Source organism: Lactobacillus sp. XV31L, assembly GCF_059900865.1.
Genome location: NZ_JBWXGC010000001.1, coordinates 1 through 18,979, shown reverse-complemented (window position 1 = coordinate 18,979; position 18,979 = coordinate 1). Strand labels below are relative to the sequence as shown.

17 protein-coding genes are annotated in these 18,979 nt (G+C 45.1%); 15 read left to right on the top strand and 2 right to left on the bottom strand.

All coding sequences use genetic code 11. The features are described from left to right. The first annotated feature begins 31 nt into the window (after positions 1-31). From metG to murQ, 15 genes are all read left to right on the top strand, one after another. Complete coding sequence (gene metG / locus AC2JF7_RS00085) at positions 32-2,008, top strand: methionine--tRNA ligase (RefSeq protein WP_500725867.1); 1,977 nt, start codon at positions 32-34, stop codon at positions 2,006-2,008. After that, positions 2,008-2,775 carry a TatD family hydrolase gene (locus AC2JF7_RS00080; protein ID WP_500725863.1) on the top strand — a complete coding sequence of 256 codons (768 nt, stop codon included), beginning with the start codon at positions 2,008-2,010 and terminating at the stop codon, positions 2,773-2,775. The genes metG and AC2JF7_RS00080 overlap by 1 nt, the downstream gene beginning before the upstream one ends. Beyond that, positions 2,762-3,328: a ribonuclease M5 gene (gene rnmV / locus AC2JF7_RS00075; RefSeq protein WP_500725860.1), complete on the top strand. Its 567-nt coding sequence runs from the start codon at positions 2,762-2,764 to the stop codon at positions 3,326-3,328. The genes AC2JF7_RS00080 and rnmV overlap by 14 nt, the downstream gene beginning before the upstream one ends. Then, the gene (gene rsmA, locus AC2JF7_RS00070; protein ID WP_500725858.1) at positions 3,321-4,208 is read left to right on the top strand and encodes a 16S rRNA (adenine(1518)-N(6)/adenine(1519)-N(6))-dimethyltransferase RsmA; all 888 of its coding nucleotides are present in this window, start codon (positions 3,321-3,323) and stop codon (positions 4,206-4,208) included. The genes rnmV and rsmA overlap by 8 nt, the downstream gene beginning before the upstream one ends. A gap of 68 nt (positions 4,209-4,276) precedes the next feature. Beyond that, on the top strand, positions 4,277-4,522 hold the full coding sequence (locus AC2JF7_RS00065; protein ID WP_500725855.1) for a Veg family protein: 246 nt from the start codon (positions 4,277-4,279) through the stop codon (positions 4,520-4,522). 123 nt (positions 4,523-4,645) lie between these two features. Then, positions 4,646-5,476, top strand: coding sequence for a pur operon repressor (gene purR, locus AC2JF7_RS00060; protein WP_500725852.1), 831 nt, complete (start codon positions 4,646-4,648; stop codon positions 5,474-5,476). A gap of 64 nt (positions 5,477-5,540) precedes the next feature. Beyond that, positions 5,541-6,926 carry a bifunctional UDP-N-acetylglucosamine diphosphorylase/glucosamine-1-phosphate N-acetyltransferase GlmU gene (glmU, locus tag AC2JF7_RS00055; RefSeq protein ID WP_500725850.1) on the top strand — a complete coding sequence of 462 codons (1,386 nt, stop codon included), beginning with the start codon at positions 5,541-5,543 and terminating at the stop codon, positions 6,924-6,926. A gap of 101 nt (positions 6,927-7,027) precedes the next feature. Then, a complete protein-coding gene (locus tag AC2JF7_RS00050; protein ID WP_500725848.1) occupies positions 7,028-8,368 on the top strand; it encodes an MFS transporter in 1,341 nt (446 codons plus the stop codon). A 162-nt stretch (positions 8,369-8,530) separates the two neighbouring features. Beyond that, complete coding sequence (locus AC2JF7_RS00045) at positions 8,531-10,099, top strand: SLAP domain-containing protein (protein WP_500725845.1); 1,569 nt, start codon at positions 8,531-8,533, stop codon at positions 10,097-10,099. Between the two features lie 372 nt (positions 10,100-10,471). After that, on the top strand, positions 10,472-11,830 hold the full coding sequence (locus tag AC2JF7_RS00040; protein WP_500725842.1) for a PTS sugar transporter subunit IIC: 1,359 nt from the start codon (positions 10,472-10,474) through the stop codon (positions 11,828-11,830). 12 nt (positions 11,831-11,842) lie between these two features. Beyond that, the gene (locus AC2JF7_RS00035) at positions 11,843-12,943 is read left to right on the top strand and encodes a DUF871 domain-containing protein (RefSeq protein ID WP_500725839.1); all 1,101 of its coding nucleotides are present in this window, start codon (positions 11,843-11,845) and stop codon (positions 12,941-12,943) included. A 129-nt stretch (positions 12,944-13,072) separates the two neighbouring features. After that, positions 13,073-14,122 carry a DUF871 domain-containing protein gene (locus tag AC2JF7_RS00030; RefSeq protein WP_500725837.1) on the top strand — a complete coding sequence of 350 codons (1,050 nt, stop codon included), beginning with the start codon at positions 13,073-13,075 and terminating at the stop codon, positions 14,120-14,122. 189 nt (positions 14,123-14,311) lie between these two features. Further along, positions 14,312-14,785, top strand: a complete 474-nt coding sequence (locus tag AC2JF7_RS00025) for a cysteine hydrolase family protein (protein ID WP_500725834.1) — start codon at positions 14,312-14,314, stop codon at positions 14,783-14,785. A 433-nt stretch (positions 14,786-15,218) separates the two neighbouring features. Continuing rightward, positions 15,219-17,207, top strand: a complete 1,989-nt coding sequence (locus AC2JF7_RS00020) for a glucose PTS transporter subunit IIA (RefSeq protein WP_500725832.1) — start codon at positions 15,219-15,221, stop codon at positions 17,205-17,207. A gap of 18 nt (positions 17,208-17,225) precedes the next feature. Then, a complete protein-coding gene (gene murQ, locus AC2JF7_RS00015; RefSeq protein WP_500725829.1) occupies positions 17,226-18,122 on the top strand; it encodes an N-acetylmuramic acid 6-phosphate etherase in 897 nt (298 codons plus the stop codon). An 85-nt stretch (positions 18,123-18,207) separates the two neighbouring features. Here murQ and AC2JF7_RS00010 read toward each other — a convergent pair whose 3' ends face one another. Then, a complete protein-coding gene (locus AC2JF7_RS00010) occupies positions 18,208-18,618 on the bottom strand; it encodes a hypothetical protein (protein ID WP_500725827.1) in 411 nt (136 codons plus the stop codon). A gap of 49 nt (positions 18,619-18,667) precedes the next feature. Continuing rightward, positions 18,668-18,979, bottom strand: a 312-nt coding sequence (locus AC2JF7_RS00005) for an IS30 family transposase (protein WP_500725825.1), incomplete at its 5' end; no start/stop codon positions are given.

Genomic DNA, 18,979 nt, shown 5'->3' with positions numbered 1-18,979 from the left:
AAAAAATAGACGAATTTTAAGGAGAAAAACTATGGCTGAGCAAAAAACTTTTTATATTACAACCCCAATCTACTATCCCTCTGGCCGCTTGACGATCGGCAACGCCTACACGACGATTGCAGCTGACGTGATGGCGCGTTATAAGCGCAGCCAGGGTTATGACACCTTCTTTTTGACGGGGACTGATGAACATGGTCTCAAGATTGAGCAAAAGGCTGAAAAAGAAGGCATCAAGCCACAAGAATTTGTGGACAAGATGGTGGCAACTTATAAAAAGTTATGGAAGAGCCTGGATATTTCCTACGATAAGTTTATTCGGACCACGGACCAAGAACACGTTAAGGGTGTCCAGCAGATTTTTGAGCAGCTTTTGCAGCAAGGTGATATTTTCCTAGGCGAATACACCGGCTGGTATTCAGTTGAAGATGAGGAATACTTCACTGAATCGCAACTGGCTGAGGTCTACAAGGATGATGCTGGCAATGTAATTGGCGGCAAGGCACCGTCGGGCCACGAGGTGCAGCTGGTCAAGGAGCCATCTTACTTCTTTAAGATGAGCAAGTATGCCGACCGGCTTTACCAATACTACCAAGACCACCCTGAATTTATCCTGCCCCACTCCCGGGAAAAGGAAATGGTTAATAACTTTATCAAGCCGGGTCTAGAAGACCTATCGGTAACAAGGACAACGGTTTCCTGGGGCATTCCGGTACCTAGCGACCCCAAGCATGTGGTGTACGTCTGGATTGATGCTTTGTCCAACTATATTACGGCGCTGGGCTATGGCTCAGAAGACGATTCATTATTTAAAAAATACTGGCCGGCCGATGTCCACTTGGTAGGCAAGGAAATTGTGCGCTTCCACACGATTTACTGGCCAATCATGCTAATGGCGCTGGACCTACCGCTGCCTAAGCACATTATCGGCCACGGCTGGGTGCTTATGAAAGACGGCAAGATGTCCAAGTCTAAGGGCAATGCGGTCTATCCAGAGTCAATTACCAGCCGCTACGGCGTTGATGCTCTGCGCTACTATCTAATGCGGGCGCTTCCGTTTGGTGCTGACGGTATTTTCACGCCAGAGGACTTTGTTGAACGGGTCAACTATGACCTAGCTAACGACTTGGGCAACTTGCTCAACCGGACGGTGTCCATGATTAACCAGTATCAAGCTGGACTAGTAGCCCCCCTTGCTGCTAGTCAGGATGAGTTAGGCCAAGATTTAGCTCAAGTAGCTCATAAAGCAATAGCCGGTTACAAGCAGGAGATGGACACCCTCCACTTCACTCAGGCAGTTGATGATATTTGGAAGTTAGTCCACCGCGCTAACAAGTATATTGATGAAAGCACGCCTTGGACACTGAACAAGGAAGGCAAGACTAATGACTTAGCCCGTGTAATGTCCAACTTGGCTGAAAGTTTACGAGTGATTGCCCTTCTGCTAGCGCCAATTATGACTCGGACTGCAAAAGAAATGTTCCGCCAGCTTGGGCTTGATTGGCAGGATAATAGCCAAAGGGCGCTTGGTTTTGGCGACTTTGATTGGAATGTCAGGGTAGTCGAAAAGGCTAAGCCAATCTATCCTCGCCTGAAGGAAGAAGAAGAGATTAAGTATATCAAGGATGAGATGGCCAAGGCCAAGCCCAAAAAGCAGAGCCGCAGTGAGCAGGAAGAAGAAAAAGAAATCACCATCGATGATTTTGACAAGGTCAAGATTCAAGTTGGACGAATTCTTGCAGTTGAACCTGTCAAAGGCTCAAATAAATTGCTGCAGTTTCAACTTGACTTGGGCAATGGGGAAGAACGGCAGATCTTGAGCGGGATTCGCAAGTTTTACCCTAATGCGGGTGACCTTCTAGGCAAGAAAGTCTTGGCTGTAACCAACTTAAAGCCACGCAAGATGCTGGGACATCTCAGCCAAGGCATGCTCTTGTCTAGTGAACAAGGTGGCCAGGTCAAGCTAGCTATAGTTGGGGATGAGCATGAATTAGGAGCCGAATTAGGCTAATGGAATTAATTGATAACCACACCCACTTGCAGGCTAAGCCCTTTAGGGGACGCGAAGAATTTTATATAGAAAGAGCACAAAAACTGGGCGTTACCCAGATGATTTGTGCTGGTCAAGATCCTGATTTTAATAAGCGGGCAGTTGACCTCAGCCAGCGGTTTGACGCAGTTTATGCCATGGTGGGCTACTGTCCAGATGTGGCCAAGGATTATGACCAAAAGGCTGAAGATGAACTAGTGGAGCAGCTGCAGCTGCCTGGTGTAGTAGCAATGGGCGAGATTGGCCTAGATTATTACTGGGATGAGTCGCCCCGCAAGCAGCAACAGGCTGTTTTTGCCCGGCAGATTGAGGTGGCAAATAATTTGCACAAGCCAGTAGATATTCATACCAGGGATGCCTTTGGTGACTGTTATGAGATTTTAAAGAAGAGCAACTTGGAATATGGGGCAATCTTGCATAGTTTTAATGGTGATAGCAGGTGGCTGGCAAAGTTTCTTGACTTGAACGTTTACTTTTCATATTCGGGCGTTGTTTCGTTTACAAAGGCGACTGAAGTTCACGAAGCTGCCCGCAAAACGCCGCTAGATCGCTTGCTGGTTGAAACCGATGCACCATACTTAACTCCTAAGCCATACCGTGGTCGACAAAACGAACCAGGCAATGTCTATTACGTGGCCCAAGCCATTGCTGACTTGAAAAAGATTCCACTAGAAGAAGTTGCCCAGGCAACATATGCAAATACAGTGAGGGCTTATGGTCTTAAATAAAAAACAATTCAATGCGGTTGTGGTCGTTGAAGGCAAGGATGACACGATTCGGCTCAAGCAATTTTTTCCAGGAATCGAGACAATTGAAACTAATGGGTCAGACGTGCCTGAAGTAGTCTTGACGGAACTGCAAGTATTGGCCCAAAAACGCGAGATTATCATTTTAACTGATCCCGACCTTAATGGCGAGCGCATTCGCCGCTTGGTCACAGAAGCTGTTCCTAGTGCTAAGCAGGCTTTTATTACACGCAAGGAAGGTGAACCGCGCAAGCGGGGAAATTCCCTGGGAGTAGAGCATGCATCTAAAGAAGCACTGTCGCGTGCACTGAGTGCCCTGCATGAGCAGGGCAGGCCTGCGAGTGACTTAACCTTCCAAGCTTATCAAAAGCTGGGATTGGCTGCTGGACAGGGAGCACGCAAATTGCGCGAGCAGGTTGGAATTAAGCTGCGGGTGGGCTATGGTAATGCCAAGCAGTTTTATAAACGCCTGCATACTTTTGGCGTGACGCTTGCCCAATTAGAACAAACAGTCGAGGAGGTTAAGCATGAGTAACAATATTCCTATTGGTTCAGCCGTTAGAACTCAGGCAATTATCAACCAGTACTTTGTGCGAGCCAAGAAAAATCTGGGTCAAAATTTTCTAGTTGATCTAGATGCAATTCAGGGCATCGTGCAAGCGGCCAATATTCACCCCCATGACCAAGTAATCGAAATTGGTCCAGGGATCGGGTCTTTGACTGAGCAGTTGCTTTTAGCTGGGGCCAAAGTTTTTGCCTATGAAGTTGATGATAGCCTGGCAGAAATCTTGCATAATGAACTGCCAGATAAGATTAATGGCGTTGCGCTTGCCCGGTGCTTCAAGCTGCTAATGAAGGACATTTTAAAGGCAGACTTTCCTAGTGACCTGGAGGGCTTTTTTGACTTGAATAAGCCGGTCAAGGTAGTGGCTAATTTGCCGTATTATATTACAACTCCGATTATTTTCTTCTTGAATAGTGCACCGCTTAACTTTTCTAGCTTGACGCTCATGATGCAAGAAGAGGTAGCTCAGCGCTTGTGTGCTCAGCCTGGCAATAAGGAATTTGGTCCGCTAACAATTGCTGTGCAGACAAATATGGCAGTTCAAATTGCGCTGCCTGTGAAGAGTACGTCCTTCATTCCCCGGCCCAAGGTCAATTCGAGTGTGGTGATCTTAAAGCCACTGGCAAAGAAGCCAGCAATTGGCGACAGCAAGCACTTTGATTGGGTGGTTAAGATGTGTTTTGCACAAAGACGAAAAACCTTAAACAACAACCTGAAGAATTTGCTGCCCGATAAATCTCAGCGTGATGACCTGATTGCAGCACTTGGGGTAGATCCGCGCATTCGACCGGAGCAATTGACGATTGACCAATTTATCCAGATTGCACACGCAATTCCAGTCCAAGCTTAGGTATTATAAAAAAATATTGAAAATTTAATAAAAATATGGTAAAATTACAGCTAAAGGAGCTGTTACTATTGCCAACATCAATTATAACCATTAAACAGAAGTTGGATTCACATTTAGGTGATTCCTTAACAGTTGTCGCACGGGCCGGCCGCAAGAAGATTACTCGCCGACGGGGCGTTTTGAAAGAAACCTTCCCAGCAGTTTTTGTGGTTGACCTGGACCAGGATCAGAATAACTTTAAGCATGTTTCTTATAGTTACACAGACCTGCTTACCAAAAACATTACCTTAAAATTTGATGATGTTGCTGACTAAGCTATAGTCCAACTAGAAAAGCATATATGAAGGCACTAACAGTTTAAAATTGTTAGTGCCTTTTTTGTTGGTTCAGTGTATAGTAATAACAGGCAAAAAGACAAACATTAGAGGGGATAATTTATGAAACGTTCAGAGCGATTGGTTAATATGACTAAATATTTAATGGAACGGCCACATGAGCTGATTCCGTTGCCTTTTTTTGCAAAGCATTACGGTGCTGCCAAGTCCTCGATTTCGGAAGACTTGACTATCTTAAAACACACACTGGCCAGTAACCGGGATGGCATTTTGGAAACAGTAGCTGGTGCAGCAGGGGGCGTGCGCTACGTCCCTTTTTGGGGCAAAAAGCACGCACAAGAATATCTGATAGATCTAGCTGCACGTATTGAAGACCCCAAGCGAATCCTGGCGGGAGGCTTTGTCTACCTGTCTGACATCTTGGGCAATCCTCAAGATCTGAATCGAATTGGCAAGATAATTGCCACCCGTTATGCTTATTCCAAGATTGACGTGGTGATGACGATTGAAACCAAAGGAATTGCCCTAGCACAAGCTGTTGCCCGCTATTTAAACGTTCCCTTCATTATTGCGCGCAAGCGGTCCAAGGTGACGGAGGGTGCCACTGTTTCAGTCAATTATATTTCTTCTTCGCTTGATCGTGTATCGAAGATGGAGCTGCCAACTAGAGTTCTGACGGAAAAGTCCAATGTCTTGCTGGTAGATGACTTTATGATGGCTGGCGGAACGCTTACAGGAATGCAGCAGCTGGTGCGGGAATTCGATGGCAACATTGCTGGCATCTGTGTCTTGTGCGAAGCTGATTACGACGATGACAAGTTGATCGAGGGACACTTGTCACTGGTAAAGATTAAGCGCATAGATAGTAAAAAGCAGATCATTTTAGCTGAGCCAGGGACCATTGTTTCTCATACAGATTTTGGCCGCTTTTAGCTAATAAGATGATATACTTAAACATAAATGTAATTTAGATAATATATTAAAGAGGCTAAGGTTAATGAAAAAGTTTGTAGTTGTTCTTGCCGCCGGCAAGGGTACACGGATGAAGTCTAAGCTTTACAAGGTTTTGCATGAAGTTTGTGGCAAGCCCATGGTTGAGCATGTAGTTGAAGCAGCTGAAGCAGTCAAGCCCGATAAAATAGTCACGGTTGTTGGTACAGGCGCTGAAAAAGTCAAGCAAGTCTTGGCCGGCAAGTCCGAATTTGTCACCCAAGAAAAGCAATTGGGAACAGGCGACGCCGTGTTAACAGCAGAAAAGCAACTAGCAGGAAAAGAGGGCGCTACACTGGTAATTACTGGAGATACGCCGCTGCTTACTAGTCAGACCTTCCAGAAATTATTTGATTACCACCAAAAAAATGGCAATGCCGCTACTGTGTTGACAGCACAAGCACCAGACCCATATGGTTATGGCCGCATTATCCGAGATGAGCAGGATAATGTCTTGCGGATTGTCGAGCAAAAAGACGGTAATCCAGAAGAACTAAAAATTACTGAAATCAATACGGGCGTCTTTTGTTTTGACAACCAACAGTTGTTTGAGGCCCTCAAGCATGTTACCAACGACAATGCCCAGGGTGAATACTATTTGACGGATGTTCTAGAAATCCTGCGCAATGCCGGCTACCGGATAGGCGCTTATAAGATGCATGACTTCAGTGAAAGCATCGGCGTCAATGACCGAATTGCCCTGGCCCAGGCTACGAAAATCATGCAGAAGCGGATCAATGAGCGCCATATGCAAAATGGCGTAACCTTCGCTGATCCGGCGACAGCCTATATTGATGCTGATGTCAAGATTGACTGTGATACCAAAATTGAAGGAAATGTGGTTGTTAAGGGCAAAACAGAGATTGGCCGCAACTGCACAATCACGTCTGGATCTAGAATTATTGATGCAAAAATTGGCAACAACGTGACTATTACTTCTTCAACGATTGAACAAGCCGAAATGGACGATAATTCTGATGTGGGTCCCAACTCCCACTTGCGTCCGCAGGCCGTGATTCGAGAAGGGGCGCACGTGGGCAATTTTGTTGAAATCAAGAACGCTGAAATCGGTGTTAATTCAAAGGTAGGTCACTTAACTTATGTGGGTGATGCTACTCTAGGCCGAGAAGTAAATGTTGGCTGCGGCACGATTTTTGCCAATTATGATGGCGTTAAAAAAGACCATACAAGCGTGGGTGACCGGTCCTTTATCGGTTCTGGCGCTACGCTGGTAGCTCCAGTGAAGATTGCAGACCACGCTTTTGTGGCTGCAGATTCAACCATCACCAAGGATGTTGGCCGTTATGACATGGCAATTGCTCGTGGACGGCAGGTTAACAAGGCAGATTACTGGCACAAGTTGCCTCTAGCAGATGACGATAACTGGAAATAAAAAGCATTTAAAAGTTCTAGAGAAATTCTAGAGCTTTTTCTTTGTCAAGTCGCTTAAGGAAGGAGCTTGGTGTACTATGATACTTAAAGGAGTGGATGAAAATGTTTAAATGGGTTATGAAACAACCGGATTCAACCAAACTAGTGCCCCAAGACAAAGTGGCTAGTACGTATAAGTGGCGGCAATTTGGCGTTTTGCTTGCTACCTGTATTGGTTATATTGGCTATTATATTATTCGTTTGGTTTTTACTACTGAACAAAATGACATTATGAAGGCTTACCACTTCACTACAGCTGATGTTGGGCTGATCTTGTCTTGCTTTGGCGTTGGTTATGGCGTAGCCAAACTGTTCATGGGCGTTTTGGCTGATAAGTGTGACTCTAACCGTTACTTGATGGTGGGACTGCTTGCTTCAGCTATCTTAAATATCTTTTTAGGTTCGACCAGCAACCTCTACTTGATGATGCTGCTCATGTTCTTAATGGCAGTCACGCAAGGCATGGGTGCAGCTGCATGTCAAAAAATGATCCAACTATGGTGGGGTCCGCGGATGCGGGGAACGATGTATTCAATCTGGTCGTCTGCCCACAATGCAGGTTCTTTCATTTGTGTCGCAATTGTTCAACTAGCGGTATTCTTGTTTTCAGGTTCAATTCCAGCTGTCTTTTATACTGCATCGGTAATTTCTTTTATTATCTGCCTTTTGATCTTGGTTTTGGGTGCTGACCGACCAAAAGTGGTCGGATTGCCTGACATTTCTACTTATACCGGGGACAAGGTTATTTTGGATAACGGCCAGGTTTCCACCTCTGACCAAACAGACCTGAGTATAGGGCAAATTTTTGTCAAATATATCTTGAAGAATAAGCTGGTATGGGCAGTGACATTAACCTCAATGTCTTTATACTTGGTGCGGTATGGCATCCAAAGCTGGATTCCATCCTACCTGGTGCAAAACAAGGGCTTTGATCCAGCTTCAGCCAAGTGGGTTATTGGGATTTTTGAACTAGCATCAGTGCCAGGCGTAATTATCATTGGGGCTATCTCAGACGCCTTGAAGGGTCGACGTGCACTTGTATCAATTGCGTGCGTCATTGGCACGCTAATCTGCTTGACCTTTTACTTTTTTAGCAATAATCACGCTTTAATCATTGCTGCTTTAATCATTATGGGCAACTTGATTTATGCGCCGCTAACCCTAGTTGGACTGATGATTAATGAAGTTGTCCCAAAGTTTGCAGTCGGTGCCTCAACGGGATTTATGGGCTTCTTCCAGTATATCTTTGGTGAGACCCTGGCCACAGCCTTGATTGGTATTTTGGTCCATAAGTTTGGCTGGGTAGCAAGCAACACAATCTTGTATCTGGCCTCCTTTGCTGCGATTTTCTTCTTGGTTTACACGGCAGTCAGTGAGGCCAAGATGCGCAAAAAAGCTAAATAAGCTCCAAATGGGATTTGTTAGTGGGATTAACACAAGAGTTTTAACAATTGGTTAACAATATTAAAAAACAGTAATATTGCCCACAAAAGTTGTTAAACGGCTTTTTTGGTATACAATAAAGGTATTAAAGTTGAAGTTGATTTTTAATGAGGTAGATAATTAATGAAATTAAGTCATAAATTGCTGGTGGTATCGACAGCTGCCTTGATTGTCATAAGTCCAGTTATTAGTGCAAGCCAGCCACTGCTAGTGCATGCTGCGAATAAGGCTTCAAAGAAGGGCACGATTAAGCTTAGTCACAATGCCTACGTTTTTGACAAGACTGGCAAACGCTTGGAGACCTACATGGGTAGTGCCAAGAACACTAAGATTGGCAAGGGCCAAACGCTGAAGTACAAGGGCAAGACGACGATTAACGGTAAGGATTACTTCGATATTGGTGGTAATGCTTTTGTCAAAGTTGCCAATGTAGGCTTTGTTGATGGCAAGAAGGTGGCTAAGACAAGCACAGCTACGGCTAAGATTAAGCACAATGCCTACATTTACGATGCCAAGGGCAAGACTGACAAGAAAAAGGTCAAGAAGGGCCAGACTGTCACAGTTGACCAATCAATTTATATTGGTAAGAAGCTTTACTACCGGATTAGCAGCCAAAGCAACCAATTTATCAAGACTGCCAATGTGGGCAAGCTAACTGGTGCTAAATTAAAGCCAGTTAACGATAAGCCTGGCAAAAATGATGGACCAGTCGACAATCAAAATGATCCAACCGTTATTACCTTGAGTCACAATGCTTATATTTATGATGGCGAAGGCCATTCTACTAAGAAGTTGCTGCGTGTGGGCGAGCAAATTCAAGTGGACAAGCTGCAATACATTGGCAAGAAGCTTTACTATCATGTTAGTGACAGCAAGTATCCAGGCGACGACCAGTGGGTTAAGAAGAACAACGTGGGTGTTATCACGGGTAAACAATTGAAGCCTGCTAATGCTGCCCCGGTTGCTGACCAAACGGTTACAATAGCAACTTTAGCGCGCAATGCTAATGTTTATAACAATAAGGGCGTTGTGCAGACAACCAAGACTTTTGCCAAGGGTCACACTGCACGTGTGTCAGAGATGCGCTATATCTGGGTTGAATCAGAGAACAAGGCTGAACTCTTCTACAAGCTGCAAAGTGACAAGAACGGCTACTTAAAGGGTAGTGACATCGCAACAATTAGTGGTGCTAAGCTTACCCCTGTTAATACTCCTGAAACTGCTAAAGATGAAGCAATAGTTGCTTCAGCAACAGACAAGAAGGGTCTTCAAGATGCCATCACAGAAGACAGCAAGGTTAAGACTAGCGACGCTTATAAGCTGTCTGCCAAGTCCTTGCGTGATGCTTATGACGCTGCAATGGTGGCTGGCACACAAGTGAATTCTGCTGTTTCTTCAGTTAGCCAAGTAAATGCGGCATTGGCTAAGATCAATACGGCTAAGGCTGCTCTAAATGGTAAGAAGGTCATTGTTCAAGACTTAAAGAACTTGACGCTAAGTGAAGCTGACCAGATTGTGCAAGTGGCTGCTACTGCTAATGGGGTGGACAAGAGCGCTGTAAAGTTCAGTAACAACAACACAGTTTTAACTATTTCTAATGCAAATGGGTTCGAGCAAACTTTGAACATTGCCGACTATGCTGCAACGGCTGCTCCAGTTGCCTCAACCACACCGGTTATTCCAGCTAACTAGTTTAATAATTAAGCAAAAGCGGTACCTAATGAGGTACCGCTTTTTGCGTTGACTTTATTGGTTGTGATTAAAGCAAGATTCAGGGGCAAGTGTTGAAAAAGTTGACCAATCTAGCAAAATTAAGTATACAAGCAAAAATAAAAATAGTAAATTTGCTGTTGCACCAGCATTAATCAAAAAAATTATAAATTATTTTCTGACTAGACCATTTTTATATGAAGTCTTTCAATAACAGTGAAAATAACGGTGGTAATGGTATATACCAAACTTGTAAATTCAACAGCCGCAAAGATTTTTGGCTCTTTATAGTAAAACGCTTCCATAAAAAGTGATATACTACAGCTGTAATGAGATATAGTGAGGAGGAAAATTATGAATAAACTGATTAAGTGGCTAAACAAGTATGTGGTACCTGTTGCGGCCAAGATCGGGTCAATCCGTTGGCTGGTTGCCTTGCGTGATGCCTTCATTTCCCTAATGCCATTAATTATGGCTGGAGCTGTTGCCAGTGTTCTAAATGCCTTGGTAAGAGATGTGCCAACACAATTAGGCTGGATGGGTATTGTCAACTCGATGCAATGGCTGATTGGAATTAACGGAATGGTGTGGACTGGAACGACGGCTATTTTGGCCCCACTCTTTGCCTTCACCTTTGGCTACCAACTATCCGTACAGTATAAAGTTGAACCAATTGCTGGTGGGCTAGTCAGCTTAGGTACCTTTATGGCCGGCTTGCCCCAGAATTTTACGATGGACTTGGCAAAAACCTTGTCCAAGACTGATGTTAAGACATTGACTGATGCCGGTGCTGCTGTTGCGGGCAAGAACGTTTCTGCCTGGGGTTACTTCAATTTTAACAAGTACTTTGGTGCAGCTGGATTCTTCACGGTCATGATTATGGGTGCGATTTCGGTTACCATCTATATTTGGTTCATGAAGAAACACATCACCATTAAGATGCCAGACAGTGTACCGCCTGCAGTTGCCAATGCCTTCACGGGTATTATCCCTGCAACGGCTGGCTTGTTCACAGTTGGTACAATTGATTATCTCTTTAGTCTCAATCAAACGACTGTGATTGATTTCATTTCAAAGACCATTCAAGAGCCGTTAATGAAAGTCAGTCAAGGCTATGGATCCGTATTGCTGATGACCTTCTTAGTACAACTGTTCTGGTTCTTTGGTATTCACGGTTCCAATGTGCTTGGTCCTGTTCTAGACAGTATCTGGTTGACTGCCCAGATTGCCAATATCAATGCCGGCAATACGGGCAAGGCGCTTCCATACTTGTGGACGCGGTCCAACTTTGACCTTTATGCTTGGATTGGGGGAGCTGGTTCAACAGTTCTGCTTTTACTAGCTATCCTAGCCTTTTCCAAGCGTGATGACGAGCGGGCAGTGGCCAAGGTAGCACTTGTTCCTGGCTTCTTTAATATCAATGAGCCGACCATGTTTGGCCTGCCAATTGTGTTAAATCCAGTTTACTTCATTCCGTTTATCCTGGCGCCACTTGTCATGGTTTCCACTGCATATGCGGCCTTGAATCTTGGTTGGGTCAACCCAGTTAGAAATCAGATGGTTTGGTCAATGCCACCGTTTATCAATGCTTTCTTGGCTACGATGGACTGGCGTGCAGTTGTCCTGCAAATTGTGAATATGGTTATTGGTTTCCTAATCTATGTACCATTTGTTAAGGCTGCTAACAACATTAAGCCAGCTGAAGTTGAATAGAGGATATAATACATGAAACAACTAGGAATTTCCCTTTATCCAGAGCAGAGTACTTTTGACCGAGACAAGGATTACATGGACTTGGCCCACAAGTATGGTTATAGTAGAATCTTTATGTCGCTCTTGCAGTTAAAAAGTGCTAGCGGCGAAGACCTGCTTGGCCGCCTTAAACAAGACGTGGCCTATGCCAATAAATTGGGCTTTGAGACAGTAGTTGACATCAATCCGGTTTTGTTTAAAGAATTAAAAATTGACTATCATGACTTGGCTTTCTTTCATGACTTGGCTGTCTGGGGTCTGCGCCTAGACGAAGGCTTTAGCGGGATGGAAGAGGCAGCTATGACCCACAACCAGTATGGTTTAAAGATCGAGCTGAATATGAGTCGAGGCACCAACTACTTGGATAGCATTATGGCTTATGACCCAGAAGTTGACAACTTGATTGGCTGTCACAACTTCTATCCGCAGGAATATACGGGTCTAGGCGAAGAGATTTTTCTCGATTACTCACAGCAGTACCGGGATTATGGTCTGCACACTGCAGCCTTTATTTCATCTAAGGAAGCAAAATTTGGCCCGTGGCCAGTTCATGAAGGCTTGCCAACGTTAGAAAGTGACCGCAAGCGAAACATTTTCAGCCAGGTGACCCACTTGCGCTTAAGCAAGGCAATTGATGATATAATCATCGGCAATGCCTTTGCCAGCGAAGATGAATTAGTTGCAGCCGCTAAGGCTTTCACCAGTCCCTTCCCAGTGTTAGGGGTAGACTTTGAAGAAGGTGTGCTGCCGCTAGAACGCAAGATCTGCCTGCAAGAACCACACCTATACCGCGGTGACGCTTCAGACTACCTGCTCCGTGACACTAAGCCGCGCGTAGTTTACGCCAAGGAATCAATTCCAGCCAATAGCAAGTCTAAGCCAAGCTTTGACCGGGGCGACATTGTTGTAGTTAACGACAAGTATCCTCGTTATAAGGGAGAATTACAGATTGTGCAAAGGCCATTTAAAAATGACGGTCGGCGCAACTTAGTGGGTCGCTTGAGACCTGATGACCTGGACTTGTTCGGCTTCGTTGAGCCGTGGAGCACCTTTATATTGCAAGAAGACAAGTAGCTATTGTTTTCTCAAAGCCGTCAGCACAGTGCTGGCGGCTTTTGCCTTAGCAAGAAGTAAAAGAGATAAAATAGTATAATAGGATAAATGGATTTGTTTATTTCACTATGGGGAGAGAAAGAGAAGTTTATGCTAGGTTTTTCAATGTATCTTAACCGTGAACTTACGGCACAAGACTATAATTATTTGCTGGCAATGCACAACGCGGGTTTTACCACAATTTTTACCTCGCTTCATATTCCAGAAGATGATTCAAGCAAGGTGCTAGGGCGCCTGAAAGAGCTAACCAAGTGGTGCAGCAACCTCGGCAATGATGTTATTGCTGATGTTTCAGAAGATGGCCTGAGCACCTTAGGAATTGCAATCACTGATATGGACCAGGTCAAGAGTTTAAACCTGGCAGGGCTCAGAATTGATGATGGGGTTAAAGCCGCGACCATCGCCAAGCTTTCCAAGCAAATGCCGATTGCGCTCAATGCAAGCACAATCAGTTCAGATGATCTTGCACTTTTGCATGAGTACGGCGCTGACTTTAAGCAGCTCATGGCTTGGCATAATTATTATCCCCGCCCCGAAACCGGATTAGACAAGGATTGGCTAGTATCCAAGAACAGGTGGCTACACCAAAGCAGACTGGAAACAGTCGCCTTTGTTGCCGGTGACAGCGCTAAACGCGGGCCAATTCATGCTGGTCTGCCTACACTTGAGCAGCAGCGAGATGAAAATCCGCTAGCGGCAATGCTAGAGCTGCAAGAGTGGGGCTGTGACCATGTTTTCATCGGGGATGCCGCCCTGTCTTCAGAGGTGATTGCCAGCTTTAAGACCTACCACAAAGAAGCAGCACTGACCCTCCATGTTAATCCGGACTTGCCCGCATTGTGTGACCATGTTTGGCATAACCGTCCTGACCTCGCCCGAGATGTGGTCCGTCTGACTGAGGGGCGCAGGCGGCAGTTGTTTGACATTGAGCCCCAATCTGCCCAGGCTCGTCCCCGGGGCACTATTACCTGCGACAATACGCGCTATCTGCGCTACCAAGGCGAAGTGCAGATTACCAGGCGAGATCTGCCTAGCGATGAGCGGGTTAACGTGCTGGGCCATGTTGCTTCGGCAGATTTGGTCCTGCTTGACCAGATCGATGCTGGAACCAAGCTGCTTTTTCGGCCAGCAATAAAATAATAAAAAAGCCCTTTAGTTCATCCGGCTATAGATATATGACAAAAAGATTGCACAAGTGTAAAGCAAATTACCTTGCAAGTTGTCCGTAACGCGTTATAATGTAATCGAATTCAAGAATTTAAGTATTTTTGCAATTTGTGTTTAACATCATGAAATGGGTTATATGTTTTAGCGAGTAAGAGGAAAACAATGCCAGCCGATAATTTACTGTTAGTAGTTGATGTTCAAGAACAAAACATGCGTTTTCTTACTGGAAAAATTGCATTCTTAGAGCGAGTTAATCGTATCATTAGGTCGTTCCAAGAGAAGAATGAACCCGTCTTTTATATTAAGCAAAAAAATTTGGGCAGTCTTTATCCACAATTAGTAGTTGATAATGATGCTCCAGTATTCACTAAAAAGGGACAAAGCGCCTTCTCTGCGTCGGCACTTGCCCAGAAGATCAAGCAAGAGCAGTCGAAGAATCTGGTAATTGTCGGATTGAATAGTCAAACTTGTGTTCAAGCCACAGTTAAGAGTGCGCTCGAACGTGATTATTCTGTCACTCTGATTTCGGATGCGCATGATTCGGTTGTTAAGCCTATGCGCCAGCACTATAACCACTTGTTGACCAAGCTTGGAGCACACCAATTGACGACCGAAGAGTTTATGTTAGTGGAATAGTCTTAACGATTAAAAGCAATGAGAATTGCTTTGTAGCATTATGGTGCTGCAAGGCGTTTTTAGTGTTTAATGAATTAGAGTAAAAATAAAGTGAAAAAATATTTGCTTTAGGTGTTACAGTACTAATATATAGTAAAATTATTAATCTTATTTTTATCAATGAGGTATAGGTGAGGTACTTGCTCCACTTAGCCATATGACTAGCCTATATCATTTATAATCCAGCCACGTGAAGAAGCACGTGGTTTTTGTTTGGGAAAATTATGGTGTATAAGAAAGTGGGTTTGGATATGAGGTAAAATAGATCTTACCATTATTGGTATATATATTTTAAATCATAAAATTCCATTTAATAATGCAATTTTTTATTTAGTATTGAAAATTGGTATAATTAAACTTATACTAGTTTTATTGATAAACTTAGTAGGAAAAAATGAGTACAGATAAATATGCCAAGATGGGTCAGGAAATCTATGACCACCTTGGTGGAATGTCAAATGTTGCGTCCCTCTACCACTGCATGACACGCATCCGAATTGCAATTAGGGATGAAGACAAGGTGGATCTTGCAGGTTTGAAAAAAGTGGACGGCGTTTTGGGCATGGTTCAAGGACAAACGCTTGAAGTCGTGCTTGGTCCTGGGGTCAATGCCAAGGTAGCACAAAGTATGGTTGAAGCAGCCGGCGTCAAAGAAAATGATCCTTTTCCAAATAATGCTGATGGCAGTTCATACCAGCAGGACAAAAATGCAGTTATGCAAAAGGCGAATGAAGTCCACGCAGCGCACAAAGAAAGTCTGAAAAAGACATGGTGGCGTGCCGCCCTGCAGCATATTTCTGCTATCTTTGTACCATTGATCCCAGCCTTTGTCGGTGCTGGGTTAATTTCGGGCGTGTCCGGTATCTTGCGTAATATGATGACTGCCCACTGGCTACCAGCCAATTGGAACTTGGGTATTACAGTTTTAGGCGTGCTTGCTAATGGCTTGTTTGCATATTTAAACATTTATGTGGGAATTAATGCAGCAAAAGAATTCGGTGCCACGCCAGGTCTTGGTGGGATTATTGGCGGAATTGTTATGCTGCCTGGTTTAGTTGCACCAATGGTAATTCCTAATATCTTTAATGGTCAGCCTTTGTCTCCAGGTCAAGGCGGGATTATTGGCGTTTTGCTCGGCGTTTGGCTTTTGTCTTACCTCGAAAAGTTCCTGCACAAGCACGTGCTGGATTCGCTTGATATTATCATTACGCCATTTATAACCCTGCTAGTGATGGGGTTGGTCACTATTTTCCTGATTATGCCTTTTGCCGGCTGGGTATCAAATTCCTTAGTTGGCGGCATCAATTGGGTATTGCAAGTTGGTGGACCTATTGCAGGCTTTATCCTGGGTGCAGTTTTCTTACCAATGGTCATGTTTGGTCTGCACCAAATTTTGACGCCAATTCACTTGCAAATGATTCAAAAACTTGGCTACACCCCGCTTTTGCCTATTTTGGCAATGGCCGGTGCTGGTCAAGTGGGTACGGCAATTGCTCTATGGGTTAAATGCCGAAAGAACAAGTCATTAACCAAGTTGATCAAAGGAGCCTTGCCGGTAGGCATTTTGGGTGTGGGCGAACCCTTGATTTATGGTGTTTCGCTTCCTTTGGGTCGTCCCTTCATCACTGCATGTATCGGCGGCGGAATTGGTGGTGCTGTTTTAGGCGCCTTTGGCAATGTTGGCTCGATTGCAATCGGTACATCTGGCATAGCGTTAATTCCATTAATTGCCAATAATAAGGCGATGATTTACTGCTTGGGTCTCATTTCAGCATATATTGGTGGCTTTATTGTTACTTACTTCTGGGGTGTTCCTAAGAGTGCGATGGTGGCAAAAAATGAAGATGGTTCGCTCGTTGAAGGAAGCCCTGCTCATGAGTTAGAAGAAAGGGTCACTAAAAACAGCCAGCAAGCTGCAAGCACAACTATTGATCTGGCCAGTCCAGTCAGTGGTCAGCTTGAAGAGTTGGCTGCTGTTAAAGATGATGTTTTTTCACAAAAGATAGTCGGTGATGGCTTTGCCGTTCTTCCGTCAGCAAGCAAGATTGTTGCTCCGGTTGATGGCACAATCGTAACTGTCATGGATATCAAACATGCAATTACAATGAAATCAGCTACAGGTGGTTTGGAAATTTTGTTACACTTTGGCATTGATACTGTTGATTTGAAAGGTGCCCCCTTTACCATCAAAGTTCAAAATGGTCAGGTGGTCAAGTGCGGACAAGAACTGGCAGAGATGGATATTGCTGCCATTAAGGCTGCTGGCAAGGACACAGATGTTATTACTACCGTTACCAACATGGACCAGATAGCAGGAATAACACTGGTAACTCTAGGTGATGTGACTGCTAATCAGACCGTTGCAACTGTTAAAAGCAAGTAGATAGTTTGAGTGTGTTTTATGGAAATCAAAAATTTAGTAACTGAAAGGCGTAACCCAGCAACGATGCAGATTGACCAGATGTCGACGGAAGAAATGGTCAAGACCATTAACGCTGAGGACCAGAAGGTTGCTCCCGCTGTCGGCAGCCAGGACGAGCAGATTGCTCGTGCAATTGACGGAGCAGCAACACGCTACGCCAGTGGTGGCCGGATGATCTACGTCGGCGCGGGTACCAGTGGCCGGCTGGGAGTTTTAGACGCCGCCGAACTGGTGCCGACATACGGCATCAAGTCGGAGCGAGCCGTTGGTCTTATTGCTGGTGGACAAAGAGCGATGTTTGCTGCCGTTGAAGGGGCCGAGGACTCGCCGGAGCTTGGTGAAAAAGACCTGCGTGCCTTGAATCTGACGGCTGCGGATACCGTGTTGGGGCTTGCTGCCAGCGGTCGCACGCCCTATGTTGTGGGCTGCCTTGATTACGCCAAGCAGGTTGATGCTTTGACCATTGCAATTGCCTGCGTACCTGATTCCGTGATTGGTCAGCATGCTGATATTGCAATTGAGGCAGTGGTTGGACCTGAAGTCATTACGGGTTCGACCCGGATGAAGGCTGGTACAGCCCAGAAGATGGTCCTCAACATGATTTCAACTGGCGTGATGATCAAGCAGGGCAAGGTTTACGAGAACGTAATGATTGACGTTCAGCCGACCAACACCAAGTTGGTCGACCGTGCCTGCCGCATTATTAGTGCGGTCACGGATGCAAGCTTTGAACAAGCCCAGTCCACTTTGCAAGAAACAGATAATGACGTTTCCCTGGCCATCGTGATGCTCAAAACGGGCAAGAATAAGGCCGAGGCCGCCGCACTGCTGGCCGCACATCACGGCAACGTCGGTCAGGTTTTGCGGGATAAGTAAACCGGGCGATTTTTAGGCAAAAAGAAAGCTTTGATGCACTTGAAAAAGTTAATCAAAGCTTTCTTGTCTTACTGCTGAGCAGAAATTAGCGGGAACCGTCGATTAGGATGCGGATGCTGCCTTCCGGTGCATAATCCTCAAGGTCGCTCGTGTACCTCCTCTTCAACGTACCGGTATCCTCGTCGCGCCACACGTCTTTCCAGGCCACCCGCACACCGTCCTCGCTGCTGGCAACTGGATACTCCACAAAGGTCGCGTTCACCACGTAGTTATCGGGGCCATTGTCCACAACGGCCAGACTCACCCGGTAATCATCCTTGTAGTTCCCGGCATAATTGTCGTAGACCGCATACACGTGCCGCCCGCTGGCCATTTCTGATCCAACCAGATCCTCATTGCGCGCCCACATCTCGCTTATCTTGGTTATCATATCCGGATCGTTGAAGTTATTGGTCCGGACGCTGTCAACAATCCGCAGGTTTAATGGCTTGTTCATAATTTTGCATCCTATTCTTTTCGAAAATTGCAATTTTAAGTTGAACACCCTACTTGATCTGATAGATGCAATCTAATCTTCTTTCATATAATTCATCGGGTGTGTGGTAGGCTAAGATCTTGCGGGGCAGGTTATTGCACCATTCCTCGATGCCGTAGATTTGCACTAGGTCATAGTCCTTGATGTACTTGCCTTTGGGAATGAAGCGCCGGATTAACCGGTTGTGCCGCTCAACCCCCTTCTCGCACGAAGTGTAAGGGTGCGCGTAGTAAACCAGCGTCTGCGCTGCTTCTTCTAACTGGGCTAAATCCGCAAACTCAGAACCATTATCCGTGGTAATGGTCTTAAAGACTGCGTGCCA

Coding starts and splice junctions, on each gene's coding strand:
- metG (WP_500725867.1), top strand. CDS start 32: ATGGCTGAGCAAAAAACTTTTTATATTACAACCCCAATCTACTATCCC.
- AC2JF7_RS00010 (WP_500725827.1), bottom strand. CDS start 18,618: ATGAACAAGCCATTAAACCTGCGGATTGTTGACAGCGTCCGGACCAAT.
- purR (WP_500725852.1), top strand. CDS start 4,646: ATGAAACGTTCAGAGCGATTGGTTAATATGACTAAATATTTAATGGAA.
- AC2JF7_RS00050 (WP_500725848.1), top strand. CDS start 7,028: ATGTTTAAATGGGTTATGAAACAACCGGATTCAACCAAACTAGTGCCC.
- AC2JF7_RS00020 (WP_500725832.1), top strand. CDS start 15,219: ATGAGTACAGATAAATATGCCAAGATGGGTCAGGAAATCTATGACCAC.
- AC2JF7_RS00035 (WP_500725839.1), top strand. CDS start 11,843: ATGAAACAACTAGGAATTTCCCTTTATCCAGAGCAGAGTACTTTTGAC.
- AC2JF7_RS00025 (WP_500725834.1), top strand. CDS start 14,312: ATGCCAGCCGATAATTTACTGTTAGTAGTTGATGTTCAAGAACAAAAC.
- AC2JF7_RS00080 (WP_500725863.1), top strand. CDS start 2,008: ATGGAATTAATTGATAACCACACCCACTTGCAGGCTAAGCCCTTTAGG.
- murQ (WP_500725829.1), top strand. CDS start 17,226: ATGGAAATCAAAAATTTAGTAACTGAAAGGCGTAACCCAGCAACGATG.
- glmU (WP_500725850.1), top strand. CDS start 5,541: ATGAAAAAGTTTGTAGTTGTTCTTGCCGCCGGCAAGGGTACACGGATG.
- rsmA (WP_500725858.1), top strand. CDS start 3,321: ATGAGTAACAATATTCCTATTGGTTCAGCCGTTAGAACTCAGGCAATT.
- AC2JF7_RS00040 (WP_500725842.1), top strand. CDS start 10,472: ATGAATAAACTGATTAAGTGGCTAAACAAGTATGTGGTACCTGTTGCG.
- AC2JF7_RS00030 (WP_500725837.1), top strand. CDS start 13,073: ATGCTAGGTTTTTCAATGTATCTTAACCGTGAACTTACGGCACAAGAC.
- AC2JF7_RS00045 (WP_500725845.1), top strand. CDS start 8,531: ATGAAATTAAGTCATAAATTGCTGGTGGTATCGACAGCTGCCTTGATT.
- rnmV (WP_500725860.1), top strand. CDS start 2,762: ATGGTCTTAAATAAAAAACAATTCAATGCGGTTGTGGTCGTTGAAGGC.